This is a genomic window from Streptomyces sp. NPDC029139, from assembly GCF_055564335.1.
This window is the reverse complement of record NZ_JBVHWN010000007.1, coordinates 16,685-31,686: the sequence shown is the minus strand read 5'-3', so window position 1 is coordinate 31,686 and position 15,002 is coordinate 16,685. Positions and strand designations below refer to the sequence as shown.

Here is a 15,002-nt window from a genome sequence, read left to right as displayed (position 1 = left end):
AGCTCAGAAGACGTACGGATCACCGGTGGCCAGGACCAGCACACGGTGCCGGTCGTTCTTCGGATTCCCGTCGGTGGTCCCGCCGGTCCACACCGTGGAGATGTCGACCGTCATCTCCTCCGGAGAGCCCGCCGTCCGCAGATCGAGAGCCAGCTCGTCGACCGCCCCCGCCGCCCGCAGCTCACTCGTCCGGCAGACCACCACCCGGTCGCTCCCCCACAGACACGACGGCGGCAACTCCTGGCCACCCGCCATCGGCTCGGAGAAGGCGAGCCGCACGCTCACCTGGGACACGTCCGCCGGACCATGGTTCTCACTCACCAGCCAGACACCGAGCCGCCCGTCCCAGAGGGAGACATGACCATGGTGGGCCAGATCGGCCTCGACCCCCGCGGCCCGGGCACTCTCGCCGGCGCCGAGCACCACCGCGGCCGCCAACGCCGTCCCGAGCAGGGCCTTGCGCATCGCACTCATGCACAGAAGATACCGACAGATCGCCTTATTTTATGACTACCTGTCAGCCCGCGTGTCCCATGGCACCCTGACCGCATGCTGATCGCCCGCTCCGCCGCCCTCTTCGCCCTCGCCGCCCTCTTCGAGATCGGCGGAGCCTGGCTCGTCTGGCAGGGCGTCCGCGAACACCGCGGCTGGATCTGGATCGGCGCCGGAGTCCTCGCCCTCGGCGTCTACGGCTTCGTCGCCACCCTCCAGCCCGACGCCGACTTCGGCCGGATCCTCGCCGCCTACGGCGGAGTGTTCGTCGCCGGCTCCCTCGCCTGGGGCATGGTCGCCGACGGATACCGCCCCGACCGATGGGACGTCATCGGCGCTCTCATCTGCCTCGCCGGCATGGCCGTGATCATGTACGCACCACGCGCCCGATGACCGCCGCATATCCTGACCGCACCATCGACCACACGCTCGAGGAGCACGTCATGACCGCCGCCGGTACCCCCATCGCCGTCGTCACCGGAGCGAGCAGCGGTATCGGTGCCGCCACCGCCAGGCAGCTCGCCGCCGCCGGGTACCGCGTGGTCCTCACCGCCCGCCGCAAGGACCGCATCGAGGCACTGGCCGCCGAGATCGTCGAAGCCGGCCACCAGGCCACCGCCTACGCCCTCGACGTCACCGACCGCGAGGCCGTCCGCACCTTCGCGACCGCCTTCCGCGCGATCGCCGTCCTCGTCAACAACGCGGGCGGCGCCCTCGGCGCGGACCCCGTCGCCACCGGCGACCCCGACGACTGGCGCCAGATGTACGAGGTCAACGTCATCGGCACCCTCAACGTCACCCAGGCCCTGCTCCCCGCCCTCATCGCCGGTGGCGACGGCACGGTCGTCGTCCTCTCCTCCACCGCCGGCCACTCCACCTACGAGGGCGGCGCCGGTTACGTCGCCGCCAAGAACGGCGCCCGCGTCCTCGCCGAAACGCTCCGCCTGGAGATCGTCGGCACTCCGGTCCGCGTGATCGAGATCGCCCCCGGCATGGTGAAGACGGACGAGTTCGCCACCACCCGCTTCCGCGGCGACACCGAGAAGGCCGCCAAGGTCTACGCGGGCGTGGCCGAACCCCTCACCGCCGACGACGTCGCCGACACCATCACCTGGGCCTGCACCCGCCCCTCGCACGTCAACATCGACCTCCTGGTCGTCCGCCCCCGCGCCCAGGCCTCCAACACCAAGGTCCACCGCGAGCTGTGACCGGCCGCCCCCGTGGCACGAAGAGGGGCCGACGCCCATGGCGTCGGCCCCTCTCCTCGTTCGGCTGTCAGCCCTTCACGCAGATGACCTGCTTCAGCTTCGCGACGACCTCCACCAGGTCCCGCTGCTGATCGATGACCTTCTCGATCGGCTTGTAGGCACCCGGGATCTCGTCCACGACACCGGAGTCCTTACGGCACTCCACGCCCCGCGTCTGCTCCTCCAGGTCGCGGGTCGAGAAGCGCCGCTTCGCCGCGCTCCGGCTCATCTTCCGGCCCGCGCCGTGCGAGGCCGAGTTGAAGGACGCCTCGTTGCCGAGCCCCTTCACGATGTACGAACCGGTGCCCATCGAGCCCGGGATGATCCCGAACTCCCCGGAGCCGGCCCGGATCGCGCCCTTCCGCGTGACGAGCAGGTCCATCCCCTCGTACCGCTCCTCCGCCACGTAGTTGTGGTGGCAGGAGATGACCGGATCGAAGGTCACCTTCGCCTTGCGGAACTCCCGCCGGACGACCTCCTGGAAGAGCGCCATCATGATCGCTCGGTTGTACTTCGCGTACTCCTGCGCCCAGAAGAGATCGTTGCGGTACGCCGCCATCTGCGGGGTGTCCGCGACGAACACGGCCAGGTCCCGGTCGACGAGCCCCTGGTTGTGCGGAAGCTTCTGCGCCTCGCCGATGTGGTACTCGGCGAGTTCCTTGCCGATGTTCCGCGACCCGGAGTGCAGCATCAGCCAGACCGCGCCTGCCTCGTCGAGGCAGAACTCGATGAAGTGGTTGCCGCTTCCGAGCGTTCCCATCTGCTTATGGGCACGCTCGTGACGGAACTTGACCGAATCGGCCACCCCGTCGAAGCGCGACCAGAAGTCGGCCCACCCTGCCGTCGGGAACTGGAAGAGCCGAGAGGGGTCCACCTCGTCCCGGTGCATCCCGCGGCCCACCGGAATCGCCTGCTCGATCTTCGACCGCAGCCGCGACAGATCCCCCGGCAGGTCGTTCGCCGTCAGCGAGGTCTTCACCGCCGACATCCCACAGCCGATGTCCACGCCGACCGCCGCCGGACAGACCGCCCCGTGCATCGCGATCACCGAGCCGACCGTCGCACCCTTGCCGTAGTGCACGTCCGGCATCACGGCCAGGCCCTTGATCCACGGGAGTGTGGCCACGTTCTGGAGCTGCTGCATGGCGCCGCCCTCCACCGTGGAAGGATCGGCCCACATCCGGATCGGCACCTTCGCGCCCGGTACCTCTACGTACGACATACTTCCTCGATTCCCCCAAAAAGCCCGATAACGCAAAAACCGGTTCCAAGGCCCGTACAGGTGACGACGGACCGGCATCAACGGCAGCGCGTGCGATACACATTGTTTCCACCGACCGGACTCCGGCGGCAAACAGTTTTCGGGGTAGTCCTCGGGAGAAGGGAGCCTGGGAGCGTGCAGCGACAGGCGTACGTACCCGGTCTGACAGCGCTCGCGGCGGCGCTCGCCTTGGGTCTCACCGGATGCTCCTCGGGTGCCGGAGCCGGGGTGGACGCCGTCGACTCCAAGGCCGGCCCCGCCTCCGACCCGGCCCCTCCGGGCCGCTACCGCACCCTCTTCGAGCCCTGCGGTTCCGTCCCGCAGGCCACGCTCAAGGACCTGCTCCCCGGCGCCGCCCAGCTCCCCGACGAGGAGCGCGACCAGGCGTACCGCGGGACCGCCGCCGTCACGTACGACACGGACCGGCGGGTCGGCTGCACCTGGAAGGCCGACACCCCCGACGCCTCGCACCGGCTGCGCCTCGACATCGAGCGGGTGGTGTCGTACGACCCCGCGGTCAGCGACGACGACCGTGCGCAGGAGGTGTTCTCGGGCAAGCAGGTCGCGGCGGACCTCCCCGCGCCTCCGCAGACTCCTCAGTCGCCCCCCGCCACACAGACGCCCCAGACTCCCACCGAAAACACCGGAAACACCGGCACCAGGGGCGGCACCACGACCACCGGCACCACACCCCCCGCGAGCCCGGCCGCACCCTCCAGCCCCACCGGCTCCGCCGCGCCCACCGGCTCCGCCGCCACACCCCCGACCCCCACGGCCCCGGCCACCACCGGTCTGGAACCGCGCGTCCTCGGCGGCCTGGGGCAGATCGCGTTCCTGGACGATGTGCTCAGTTCCGGCGGTCCGGACGGCCGGCACCGCACCGTGAGCGTGGTGTTCCGCACATCCAACGTGATCGTGACGGTCGAGTACGTGGAGCAGACCAGTGGTTCCGCGGAGCCGCCGGACAGCCAGGAACTGCAGGAAAAGGCCCGGAGTCTGGCCCGGCAGCTCGCCGAGCGCCTGGAGGAGTAGCCGTTCGGTGCCGCTCCGTGAGCGCGCCGCCAGCACGTAACGTGTCGGCGTACCGTGGCCGCCGGCCGGACCGTACGACAAGCGACTGAAGGAACCATGCACCGATCAGCCCCGCGACTCACCCGCATACTCGCCTGCGCAGCCGTCCCGGTGATGCTCGTCGTCGCCGGCTGCTCGTCGGACTCCGACGGCGGTTCGGGCACCCCGGCCAAGGGCCAGGGTTCGGCGTCCGCCACGCCCAGTGCCCAGCAGTCGACGAAGACCGTCGAGCCCGCGAAGTACGCGAAGCTGCCCGACATCTGCAAGTCGATCTCCGCGAAGACGACCGCGAGCCTGGTGCCCAAGGCGAAGGCGAAGAACGGTACGGCCGCCCCGTCCAGCGACACGACGAGCCGCGGCGGCTGCTCGTGGAACGGCCTCGACGACAAGGGCGTGAAGGGCTCGCAGTACCGCTGGCTCGACGTCTCGTTCTACCGCTACGAGTCGGATGCCACGCTCGGCAGCGGTCAGGAGCGCGCGGCGCAGAACTTCGACAAGGAACTGGCCAAGCTCCAGGCGACGGAGGGCGCGAAGAAGCTGCGCACGACGGACGCGCCGGGCGTGGGCGAGCAGTCGAAGGCCGTGGCGTACGAGCTGAGGAAGACGGGCGAGGACTTCAAGTACGCCTCGGTCGTGGCGCGGACCGGCAATGTGCTGGTGCTGCTGACGTACAACGGCGCCGGTTACTGGGGCGCGGCCGCCCCTGCCGACAAGGTGATCATGGACGGCGCGGTGAAGGCCGCCAAGGAGGCCGTCGCGGCGGTCGCGGCCACGGCGAAGTAGCGGCTGGACGTGACCGCAGGTCGCGAACACCCGTATTTGCGCATGTTTTCGAGGAGTCCGTCCCTCCCCCGGGGGCCGGGCTTCTCGCGCGTGTGCCACGCTGTGCCCGCGAGATGTGGACTGACGGGAGGGGATCGCGGGTGGCCGCGGTGCAGCTGACACGCACGCACAAGATTCTGATCGGTGTGGTGGTCGCCGGTGCGGTGGTCATCGCCGGTATCGGTTTCGCGGGTTCGTACGCCGCTGTGCGCGAGCTCGCCGTCGAGAAGGGCTTCGGCGACTTCTCCTATTTCTTCCCGATCGGTATCGATGCCGGCATCTGTGTGCTGCTCGCACTGGATCTGCTGCTCACCTGGATACGGATCCCCTTCCCGCTGCTTCGGCAGACGGCGTGGGTGCTGACCGCGGCGACGATCGCGTTCAACGGTGCGGCCGCCTGGCCGGATCCGCTGGGCGTGGGTATGCATGCCGTGATCCCGGTGCTGTTCGTGGTCGCGGTGGAGGCGGCGCGCCATGCGGTGGGCCGGATCGCCGACATCACGGCCGACAAGCACATGGAGGGTGTGCGGCTGACCCGTTGGCTGCTGTCGCCGATCCCGACGTTCCGGTTGTGGCGGCGGATGAAGCTGTGGGAGCTGCGCTCGTACGAGCAGGTCATCAAGCTGGAGCAGGACCGGTTGATCTATCAGGCGCGGTTGCAGGCACGCTTCGGGCGGGCGTGGCGGCGGAAGGCGCCGGTGGAGGCGCTGATGCCGCTGCGGCTGGCGAAGTACGGCGTGCCGCTGGCGGAGACGGCGGCGGCGGGACTGGCCGCGGCGGGCGTGGAGCCGGCGCTGATCCCGGCGCAGCCGGTGGCGGCCCAGCAACTGACGGCTCAGCAGGGCCTGCCGGTGACGGCCGGGCAGGGCGCCCCGCAGCTTCCCCAGAGCCCTCTCGCGCAGCAGGGCAGGCAGGCCCCGCAGCAGGGGGCGGGCCAGCAGCAGGTGCCGCAGCCCGGTGAGGCGCAGGGCCCGGAGTACGGGCCGCAGCCGGAGCCGAATCACGACAGCCCGTGGTTCCAGGCCCAGGTGCTGCCGCCGGAGGCGTACGAGGGTGCGTACGCTCCGCAGATCGTCGAGGGTCTGGAGCCCACTCCGGTGGCGGTGCCGTACGGCCCCGAGGAGCTTTCGATCCCCGGACCGCGCCAGGAGCAGGGTCCGGAGCGGTTCGAGGAGTACCCGGAGTACGTGGAGGAGCCGGAGCCGCCGGTGGAGGACTTCCTGGAGTCGGCGTACAAGGCGCTGCTGACGTACACCGGTGAGAACCAGATCCCGCCGAGCGTAGAGCAGCTCGACATACTGCTGAGCGACCGGTACGGCGTCCAGCACCCGCGCAGCGCCTCGCTGCTCCGTCAGTGGATGCCCTCGCTGCGCCAGCGGATGGAGCGGGAGCTGGCGGAGAACCACATCGCCTGACCGCCGCTGTCGCGTCGCTCAGGCCCGGGCCCGCTTCTTCGCGGTCTCGCCCCACAGGGCGAGCAGGACTCCGGCGACGGTCAGGACGACGTATCCGGCGGTGGGGACGTCCCACCATTTCTGAAGCAGTCCCCAGGGCTTGTCCCCGAAGGTCCGGCCGCCTGCGCCGAGTCCGCCCTGGACGAGGGCGATCCATCCGATGACTGTGATGACCTCGTTCTTCATGTCTCCACGGTCTCCCGCGCGGGCCGCTGTTTCCTCGTGCGCACGTCGGAGTTCCGTATCGTCCGAAGGATGCAGAAGCCCGCCGCCCCGTAGGGGGACGGCGGGCTTCCGGCCATCCGTACGGCTCTGCGGCCGACGGCGACGGCTAGGCGCCGAGGAGCTTGCGCACCCGGTCGGCTCCGACCGCCAGCAGCAGCGTCGGCAGACGCGGGCCGGTCTCGCGGCTCACGAGGAGCTTGTAGAGCAGGGCGAAGAAGGCACGCTGGGCGACCTTCAGCTCCGGGGTCGGCTTGGCTTCGGGGTCGAGGCCGGCCATGACCTTCGGGACGCCGTAGACGAGCGTCGTCAGCCCGTCCAGGGACCAGTGGGTGTCCAGGCCCTCCAGGAGGAGGCGCAGGGATTCACGGCCCTGGTCGTCGAGGGAGCCGAGGAGTTCGGCGTCCGGCTCGTCGCGGACGATGGTGCGCTGGTCGGCGGGGACCTGGGTGGTGATCCAGTTCTCGGCGCGGTCCAGTCGCGGGCGGACCTCGTCGAGGCTGGTGACCGGGTTCTCCGGGTCCAGCTCGGTCAGGATCCGCAGGGTCTGCTCGTCGTGGCCGGCCGTGATGTCCATGACCGAGGCCAGCGTCCGGTACGGCAGCGGGCGCGGGGTGCGCGGCAGCTCGCCGGCGGCCGTGCGCGCGGCGCGGGCGTACGCCGCCGCGTCGGCGGGGAGCACGGAGCCGTCGGCGACCTTGGCCTCCAGCTTGTCCCACTCGTCGTAGAGACGCTGGATCTCCTGGTCGAAGGCGATCTTGAAGGACTGGTTCGGCCTGCGGCGGGCGTACAGCCAGCGCAGCAGCGGCGCCTCCATGATCTGCAGGGCGTCCGCCGGGGTGGGCACGCCGCCCTTCGAGGAGGACATCTTGGCCATGCCGCTGATGCCGACGAAGGCGTACATGGGACCGATCGGCTGGACGCCGCCGAAGATCTCGCGCACGATCTGGCCGCCGACGACGAACGAGGAGCCGGGGGACGAGTGGTCGACGCCGGAAGGCTCGAAGATCACGCCCTCGTACGCCCAGCGCATCGGCCAGTCGACCTTCCAGACCAGCTTGCCGCGGTTGAACTCGCTCAGCTTGACGGTCTCGGCGAAGCCGCAGGCCGTGCAGGTGTACGCCAGCTCGGTGGTCTCGTCGTCGTACGAGGTGACGGTCGTCAGGTCCTTCTCGCACTGCCCGCAGTACGGCTTGTACGGGAAGTAGCCCCCGGCGCCGCCCGAGCCGTCGTCCTCGCTCGCCGCGCCCGAGCCCTCCTCGGCCTCCAGCTCGGCCTCGTCGAGGGGCTTCTGCGACTGCTTCTTCGGCGCCTTCTTCGTCCGGTACTGGTCGAGGATCGCGTCGATGTCGCCACGGTGCTTCATCGCGTGCAGGATCTGCTCGCGGTAGGTGCCGGCCGTGTACTGCTCGGTCTGGCTGATCGGGTCGTACTCGACGCCCAGTTCGGCCAGCGACTCGACCATGGCGGCCTTGAAGTGCTCGGCCCAGTTCGCGTGCGGCGATCCGGCCGGGGCGGGGACGGACGTCAGGGGCTTGCCGATGTGCTCGGCCCAGGACGCGTCGATGCCCGCGACGCCGTTCGGCACCTTGCGGTAGCGGTCGTAGTCGTCCCAGGAGATGAGGTGCCGGACCTCGTACCCGCGCCGCCGGATCTCGTCGGCGACCAGGTGGGGGGTCATGACCTCCCGCAGGTTGCCCAGGTGGATCGGGCCGGAGGGGGAGAGTCCGGAGGCGACGACGACCGGTTTGCCAGGCGCACGTCGCTCCGACTCGGCGATGACCTCGTCCGCGAAACGGGAGACCCAGTCGGTCTCGGTGCTGCTCTGAGCCACGGTCGGTACGTCCTTCTTCCTTGATTCCCTCGAACGCCTTGCAGCCTTACGTCAGCCATTCTCCCAGACGGAACGACGGACTCCGAGGTTGTCCACAGGTGGAGAAAACACGTTGCCCACCCATGGGACACTTGACAAGCGATATAGACACCCCGATCACGACGACAGGAACAGAAGCTCATGGCCTCGGTCCCTTCCCTCGCTTCGACCGTGCAGCAGCACCTCGCGGAAGGTCTCTCGGCAGCCCTGCCGGAGGCCGGTTCCGCCGACCCGCTGCTGCGACGAAGCGACCGGGCCGACTTCCAGGCCAACGGCATCCTGGCGCTCGCCAAGCAGCTCAAGGGCAACCCGCGCGAGCTGGCGACGAAGGTCGTCGACGGCATCCCGGCGAACGACGTGCTGAAGGAGATCGAGGTCTCGGGCCCCGGCTTCCTGAACATCACGGTCACCGACGAAGCGATCGTCAGGACCCTCGCCGCGCGCGCCGCCGACGACCGCCTCGGCGTGCCGTACGCGCCGAGCGCCGGCACGACCGTGATCGACTACGCGCAGCCGAACGTGGCCAAGGAGATGCACGTCGGCCACCTCCGCTCCGCCGTGATCGGCGCCGCGATGGTCGAGATCCTGGAGTTCACCGGCGAGAAGGTGATCCGCCGCCACCACATCGGCGACTGGGGCACCCAGTTCGGCATGCTCATCCAGTACCTGATGGAGCACCCGCACGAGCTGGACCACAAGTCGGACGAGGAGGTCTCCGGCGAGGAGGCCATGTCGAACCTCAACCGGCTCTACAAGGCATCGCGCGCGCTGTTCGACTCGGACGAGGAGTTCAAGATTCGTGCCCGTGCCCGGGTCGTGGACCTCCAGGCCGGTGACGAGCGGACGCGCGCCCTGTGGCAGCGGTTCGTCGACGAGTCGAAGATCTACTTCTACTCCGTCTTCGACAAGCTCGACATGGACATCGACGACCCGGACGTGGTCGGTGAGTCCGGGTACAACGACATGCTGGTGGAGACCTGCCGCATCCTGGAGGACTCGGGTGTCGCGGTCCGCTCCAACGGCGCGCTGTGCGTGTTCTTCGACGACATCAAGGGCCCGGACGGCAACCCGACGCCGCTGATCGTCCAGAAGTCCGACGGTGGCTTCGGGTACGCGGCCACCGACCTGTCGGCGATCCGTGACCGCGTGCAGAACCTGAAGGCGACGTCCCTGCTGTACGTGGTGGACGCCCGGCAGTCCCTGCACTTCAAGATGGTCTTCGAGACCGCTCGCCGGGCGGGCTGGCTGAACGACGAGGTGAAGGCCGTCCAGCTGGCCTTCGGCACGGTGCTCGGCAAGGACGGCAAGCCGTTCAAGACCCGTGAGGGCGAGACGGTCCGGCTGGTGGACCTGCTGGACGAGGCGATCGACCGGGCCGCGTCCGTGGTCCGTGAGAAGGCGCGCGACCTGACCGAGGAGGAGATCGCCGAGCGGGGCGCCCAGGTGGGCATCGGCGCGGTGAAGTACGCCGACCTGTCGACCTCGGCCGCTCGGGACTACAAGTTCGACCTGGACCAGATGGTGTCGCTGAACGGCGACACCTCGGTGTACCTCCAGTACGCGTACGCGCGTATCAAGTCGATCTTCGGCAAGGCGGGCGACCGCACGCCCGTCGCCCACCCCGAGCTGGAGCTGGCCCCGGCGGAGCGCGCACTCGGCCTCCACCTGGACCAGTTCGGCGAGACGGTGGCCGAGGCCGCCGCCGAGTACGCCCCGCACAAGCTGGCCGCGTATCTGTACCAGCTGGCCTCGCTGTACACGACGTTCTACGACCAGTGCCCGGTCATCAAGCCGGAGCCGCCGCAGGAGGTCGCGGAGAACCGCCTCTTCATCTGCGACCTCACGGCCCGCACGCTCCACCAGGGCATGGCCCTGCTGGGCATCCGGACCCCCGAGCGTCTCTGACCACGGCCCGCACAGGGCGTACGAGGGCCCCGGCACCGTTTCCGTACGGTGCCGGGGCCCTCGCCGTACCCCTGGCGTCGTCGTCGTGCTACTGGGGCACCCACTGGCCCTGGGCGGGCAGGTAGGCGTACTGCTTCTTCCCCTCGATCGCGCTCGTACGGAACGGCTTGCCGCCGTCGTCCACGCGCACCGTCCCGCGCCGTTCGCCGCTGCTCCAGTCGAGCTCCAGGTACCAGGCGGCGACGTACGCCTCGGTGTGCACGTCGAGGTTGAGGACCTGGGGGTCGGTGGTGGAGACCTTGTACGGGAAGTCCTTGGCGGGCACGACCCCGTCGCCGTCGCGGCCGGCGACCGGCTTCACGAGCGGGCGGGCGGCGTCGAGGTCGATGTCGAAGGTCTGCGGGGTGATGCCGCCGCCACAGCCGTCGCCCATGAAGTACGCCGCCCGGTTCAGGGGCGCGCCACGCTCCACCACGCGGACGTGGAGGGCGTTGAGGACCACCGACTCGTCGGTCCTGCCGGTCGCGGTCAGTTCGATCTTCATGTGTCCGCCGTCGACCCCGCCGAGGGCGCGGGCCCAGCCGCGGGTGTCCTGCGGGGCGGGCGGGGGCGGCACCTCGCCGGGCTCCTGGTCGAGCGCGACGTACTGACCGCAGGGCCCTTCCCACGCGTACGAACTGATGCCCACGCTCACCGGGGTTCCGGTCTCCTCGCGCGGCGCCTCGGCGGAGGGCGCCTTGCCGGCGGAGGACGGCGGCGCGCCCGGTGTCGTGGAGGCGGAGGCGGGGAGGGAGGGGGAGGGGGTCCGGGAGCCGGATGCCGAGGGGGCGAGGGTGCGGGAGGCGTCCGTCCCGGTGCTGGGGCCGGCGACCGTCGCGCCGTCGTGGCCGTCCGTGTCGTCCGCCGCGTCGCGGACGGCGTAGGCGACGGGCACGGCGAGCGCGACGACGGCGGCGGCGGCGAGCCCCATGGCGAGGCGCTTGCGTGAGCGGGAAGGCGTGGTGGCCGGCGGTCGGTCGAGCGGCCGAACGGTGACGACGGCGTCCTCGTCGTCGGCGCGCGGCGCCTGGGGTGCGGACTCCGGCCCGGCAGCGGGCTCCTGGGGAGACGTAGCGCCGGTGGCGGGCGCCGCGCCGGCCTCGGGCGTCTCCTGCCCGCCCTCGGTGCCGTCGGCCTCGGGCCCGCCCTGTGGGGCGCGCTCCGGCTCGTCGGGGGTCCGGGTCGCCGCCGCGGCCTTTCCCTTCGCGCGGGCCTCGTCCGCCAGGATCCAGCCGCGGTGGAGCCGGATCATCTCCTCGCGGGAGGCTCCGCACAGCCGCCCCAGCCGCTCCACGGGTGCGAACTCCGTGGGAACGGCGTCGCCGTTGCAGTACCGGTGCAGCGTCGACGTGCTGACGTGGAGCTTCTTCGCCAGCGCTCCGTAACTGAGCCCGGATCGCTCCTTCAGTCCGCGGACCTGCTCCGCGAATCCCTCCGCACCTGTCGCCACGCGCCCCGCGCCCCCTTGCCTCGCCCTCGCCGGGCCCCATTGTCTCCCGGCGGGGGCGGGGTGATCAGCCCGCCCCTGGACGGGGCGGCGCCGAGGGGGTCAGCGCAGCGGGTGGGACGTCCTGCCCGAGGCCTGGTCGATCTCCGTGTGTGCCTTCTGGAGCATCTGGGAGGCGAGGTCCATCAGCGCGCGTGCGCCCGCGATCTCCTCGCCGACCTTCAGCTGCTCGGGGTCGGACGGGTGTCTGTGGGCGTTGCCCTTGGCACGGAACTCGGTGCCGTCGCCGAGCCGCACCATGGCCGCCGCCCGCGTCCGGTCACCGTCCTCCTGGAACTCCATCTCGATGTGCCATCCGACGAGGGTGTGCGACATGAGGACCACCTCCTGAGGTACTTCCAGGGTGCGCCGCGCGGCCCATGCTTACCAACCGGTGCGTAGCTGACCATTTAGTCGGTACTTGTGGGACGAACCGCCCCGGAGAAGGATCGAGAGCGAGCCGGACAGCGGCTCGAACCCCCGATTCCAGGACCTGGAGCACAGCCATGCCCGAAAGCCCCTCCGCCACCGTCTCCGCGACCCCCTCGGCGACCACTTCCACGACCACGTCCGCGGCCGCCTCGGCCCCGGTGTCCGTCCTCGGCCTGGGCATGATGGGCACCGCCCTCGCCACGGCCTTCCTGAACGCCGGTCACCCCGTCACCGTGTGGAACCGGTCCCCGGCCAGGACGGGCCCGCTGGTCGCGCAGGGCGCCCTCCCCGCTGCCGATCCCGCGGACGCGGTGGCGGCGAGCCCGCTGATCGTCCTGTGCCTGCTGACCAACGACAACGTCGACGAGCTGCTGGCCACGCTCCCCGAGGACCTCACGGGCAGGACGCTCGTCAACCTCACGAACGGCACACCGGAGCAGGCGCGGACGCTCTCCGCGCGGGCGGAGAAGCGCGGTGCCCGGTATCTCGACGGCGGCATCATGGCCGTCCCTCAGATGATCGCGGGTCCGGGCGCGTACGTGTTCTACAGCGGCGACGAGGAGGCGTTCGAGACCCATCGCCCGACCCTCGCGGCCCTCGGCGGCACCCGCTGGACCGGCACCGACCCGGGCCTGGCGGCCCTGTACGACCTCGGCCTGCTGACCGGCATGTACGGGATGCTCATCGGCGTGATCCAGGCCCTCGCCCTGGCCCGTACGGAGAAGGTGAACGCCGAGGAGTACAGCGAGCTGCTGATCCCCTGGATCACGGCGATGCTCGGAATCGTCCCGGAGATCGCCCGCGCCGTCGACTCGGGACAGCATCTGACCGATGTCTCCAGCCTGGCGGTGAACCAGTCGGCGTTTCCCAACTTCCTGGCCACGTACGCGGCACAGGGTGTCAGCCCGGAGCTGTTCGAGCCGTTCCAGGCTCTGCTGGACCGCTCGATCGCCGAAGGACACGCGGCGGACGGTCTGTCCCGGCTGGCGGAGATGCTGTCGCGCTAATTCGCTTGCGCGAGCGGGGAGCCCGTCCGAAACTGTTAGTCATGACTAACGGATTAGTGGGGACGAAGCTCGTGGAGTCCGGCGCCCTTCCGGACCTGGGCCGCCCGGACGCCGGCCTCGTGCTGATCTCCGAGTGGTACACGGAGAGCGCCGAGCGCCGACGCGTCGTGATGGATGCCGTCGTGGACACCTGGGCGCGGGCCCGGCTGCCCGAGGCGTTCCTCTCCCGCCACTGCCTGGCGGGCTCCGACGGCCGCACGATCCTCAACTACGCCCAGTGGACGGACCCGGCGGCCCACCTCGAGTTCGCCGCCGACCCCGCCAACCAGCGGGCCATAGCCGAGTCGCTCCATGCCCTGGTCACGGAGGGCCCGCCCGGCCGCTACACCGGCCCCCGCGTGGTGCGGCTCCGGGTCGCCCCGGTCCGCAGCCTCAGCGTCGGCTCCTTCGACGACGGCGTCGCCCGGTACGTCCACCGCGGCGAGGACGGCAGGCGCGTCCACGTCCTCACCGCCCACGACGACGAAGGGGACGGAACCGGCCTGCGGTTCCGTCCCTATCGAGGAGTCGTACGAGAAGCCGTCAGATTCGGCGGCTGAGCTTCTGGGCGACCTCGGTCGCCCAGTACGTCAGGATCATCTGCGCGCCCGCGCGCCGGATGCCCGTCAGGGTCTCCATGATCGCCTTGTCGCGGTCGATCCAGCCCTTCTCGGCCGCCGCCTCGACCATCGCGTACTCACCGCTGATCTGGTACGCGGCCACCGGCACGTCCACGGCCTCCGCGACCTTCGCCAGCACGTCCAGGTAGGGCCCCGCCGGCTTCACCATCACCATGTCGGCGCCCTCCTCCAGGTCCAGCGCCAACTCCCGCAGCGACTCCCGCACATTGGCCGGGTCCTGCTGGTACGTCTTGCGGTCGCCCTGGAGCGACGAGGCGACGGCCTCGCGGAACGGGCCGTAGAAGGCGGAGGAGTACTTCGCCGTGTACGCCAGGATCGACACGTCCTCCTTGCCGATGGTGTCCAGCGCGTCCCGGACCACCCCGACCTGGCCGTCCATCATCCCGGAGGGCCCGACGACGTGGACGCCGGCGTCCGCCTGGACCTGCGCCATCTCGGCGTAACGTTCCAGCGTGGCGTCGTTGTCGACGCGCCCGTCCGCGTCCAGGACGCCGCAGTGCCCGTGGTCGGTGTACTCGTCGAGGCAGAGATCGGACATGATCACCAGATCGTCCCCGACCTCGGCCTTCACGTCCCTGATCGCGACCTGAAGGATCCCGTCCGGGTCCGTGCCCGCCGTACCGGCCGCGTCCTTCTTCTCGTCCTCGGGGACGCCGAACAGCATGATCCCGGAGACGCCGGCCTCCAGGGCCTCCACGGCGGCCTTGCGCAGGGTGTCCCGCGAGTGCTGCACCACGCCGGGCATCGCGGCGATCGGCCGGGGCTCGGCGATCCCCTCCCGCACGAACGCGGGAAGGATCAGATCGGCCGGGCTCAGCCGCGTCTCGGCCACCATCCGCCGCATGGCGGGAGTCGTCCGCAGCCGCCGCGGCCGCGCCCCGGGAAAGGTTCCGTACGAGTTCATACGCCCGAGGCTACGCCCGCGGTGCCGGTGCTCTTACCGACACCGTGTTGCCCCCGTCATGGCCATCCATGCCCCGCTGAGTTGCGGGAACCGTTCCGCCCTGGGGG

At 70.5% G+C, this 15,002-nt stretch carries 15 protein-coding genes; 8 read left to right on the top strand and 7 right to left on the bottom strand.

The genetic code is table 11. The annotated features are described in order from the left end of the window. Positions 1-3 precede the first annotated feature (3 nt). The gene (locus tag ACZ4VW_RS17705) at positions 4-474 is read right to left on the bottom strand and encodes a hypothetical protein (RefSeq protein ID WP_467963259.1); all 471 of its coding nucleotides are present in this window, start codon (positions 472-474) and stop codon (positions 4-6) included. A 75-nt stretch (positions 475-549) separates the two neighbouring features. Here ACZ4VW_RS17705 and ACZ4VW_RS17700 point away from each other — a divergent pair, with 75 nt between their 5' ends. Together ACZ4VW_RS17700 and ACZ4VW_RS17695 are read left to right on the top strand one after the other, a co-directional pair. Next, positions 550-885 carry a YnfA family protein gene (locus tag ACZ4VW_RS17700; protein ID WP_467963257.1) on the top strand — a complete coding sequence of 112 codons (336 nt, stop codon included), beginning with the start codon at positions 550-552 and terminating at the stop codon, positions 883-885. 50 nt (positions 886-935) lie between these two features. Continuing rightward, a complete protein-coding gene (locus tag ACZ4VW_RS17695) occupies positions 936-1,700 on the top strand; it encodes an SDR family NAD(P)-dependent oxidoreductase (protein WP_467963789.1) in 765 nt (254 codons plus the stop codon). Positions 1,701-1,767: 67 nt separating this feature from the next. On the opposite strand, the gene ACZ4VW_RS17690 is transcribed toward ACZ4VW_RS17695, so the two are convergent. Then, positions 1,768-2,961 (bottom strand): RtcB family protein, encoded by a 1,194-nt coding sequence (locus ACZ4VW_RS17690; RefSeq protein WP_467963255.1) that lies wholly within the window; start codon positions 2,959-2,961, stop codon positions 1,768-1,770. Between the two features lie 174 nt (positions 2,962-3,135). Here ACZ4VW_RS17690 and ACZ4VW_RS17685 point away from each other — a divergent pair, with 174 nt between their 5' ends. The 3 genes from ACZ4VW_RS17685 to ACZ4VW_RS17675 all read left to right on the top strand — a co-directional run bounded on the left by ACZ4VW_RS17685 (position 3,136) and on the right by ACZ4VW_RS17675 (position 6,308). Beyond that, positions 3,136-4,032: a DUF3558 domain-containing protein gene (locus ACZ4VW_RS17685; protein ID WP_467963253.1), complete on the top strand. Its 897-nt coding sequence runs from the start codon at positions 3,136-3,138 to the stop codon at positions 4,030-4,032. Between the two features lie 96 nt (positions 4,033-4,128). Next, the gene (locus ACZ4VW_RS17680) at positions 4,129-4,854 is read left to right on the top strand and encodes a DUF3558 domain-containing protein (RefSeq protein ID WP_467963251.1); all 726 of its coding nucleotides are present in this window, start codon (positions 4,129-4,131) and stop codon (positions 4,852-4,854) included. Positions 4,855-4,994: 140 nt separating this feature from the next. Next, positions 4,995-6,308, top strand: coding sequence for a DUF2637 domain-containing protein (locus ACZ4VW_RS17675; RefSeq protein ID WP_467963249.1), 1,314 nt, complete (start codon positions 4,995-4,997; stop codon positions 6,306-6,308). Positions 6,309-6,326: 18 nt separating this feature from the next. Here the strand turns inward: ACZ4VW_RS17675 and ACZ4VW_RS17670 are convergent, their stop codons facing one another. After that, positions 6,327-6,533 carry a hypothetical protein gene (locus ACZ4VW_RS17670; protein WP_467963247.1) on the bottom strand — a complete coding sequence of 69 codons (207 nt, stop codon included), beginning with the start codon at positions 6,531-6,533 and terminating at the stop codon, positions 6,327-6,329. A gap of 145 nt (positions 6,534-6,678) precedes the next feature. Then, positions 6,679-8,403, bottom strand: a complete 1,725-nt coding sequence (lysS, locus tag ACZ4VW_RS17665; protein WP_467963245.1) for a lysine--tRNA ligase — start codon at positions 8,401-8,403, stop codon at positions 6,679-6,681. Between the two features lie 180 nt (positions 8,404-8,583). On the opposite strand from lysS, the gene argS reads away from it, so the two are divergent. Beyond that, positions 8,584-10,347 (top strand): arginine--tRNA ligase, encoded by a 1,764-nt coding sequence (gene argS / locus ACZ4VW_RS17660; RefSeq protein WP_467963243.1) that lies wholly within the window; start codon positions 8,584-8,586, stop codon positions 10,345-10,347. A gap of 88 nt (positions 10,348-10,435) precedes the next feature. Here the strand turns inward: argS and ACZ4VW_RS17655 are convergent, their stop codons facing one another. Together ACZ4VW_RS17655 and ACZ4VW_RS17650 are read right to left on the bottom strand one after the other, a co-directional pair. Further along, complete coding sequence (locus tag ACZ4VW_RS17655; RefSeq protein ID WP_467963241.1) at positions 10,436-11,836, bottom strand: helix-turn-helix domain-containing protein; 1,401 nt, start codon at positions 11,834-11,836, stop codon at positions 10,436-10,438. Positions 11,837-11,935: 99 nt separating this feature from the next. Beyond that, positions 11,936-12,208 carry a DUF1876 domain-containing protein gene (locus ACZ4VW_RS17650; protein ID WP_467963239.1) on the bottom strand — a complete coding sequence of 91 codons (273 nt, stop codon included), beginning with the start codon at positions 12,206-12,208 and terminating at the stop codon, positions 11,936-11,938. Positions 12,209-12,378: 170 nt separating this feature from the next. Here ACZ4VW_RS17650 and ACZ4VW_RS17645 point away from each other — a divergent pair, with 170 nt between their 5' ends. Next, positions 12,379-13,311: an NAD(P)-dependent oxidoreductase gene (locus ACZ4VW_RS17645; RefSeq protein WP_467963237.1), complete on the top strand. Its 933-nt coding sequence runs from the start codon at positions 12,379-12,381 to the stop codon at positions 13,309-13,311. Positions 13,312-13,352: 41 nt separating this feature from the next. Then, entirely contained in the window at positions 13,353-13,910 is a 558-nt protein-coding gene (locus ACZ4VW_RS17640) for a hypothetical protein (protein WP_467963235.1), read from the top strand. On the opposite strand, the gene hemB is transcribed toward ACZ4VW_RS17640, so the two are convergent. After that, positions 13,894-14,895, bottom strand: coding sequence for a porphobilinogen synthase (gene hemB, locus ACZ4VW_RS17635; protein WP_467963233.1), 1,002 nt, complete (start codon positions 14,893-14,895; stop codon positions 13,894-13,896). The two genes, ACZ4VW_RS17640 and hemB, sit on opposite strands and share 17 nt — an antisense overlap. Positions 14,896-15,002: the final 107 nt, after the last annotated feature.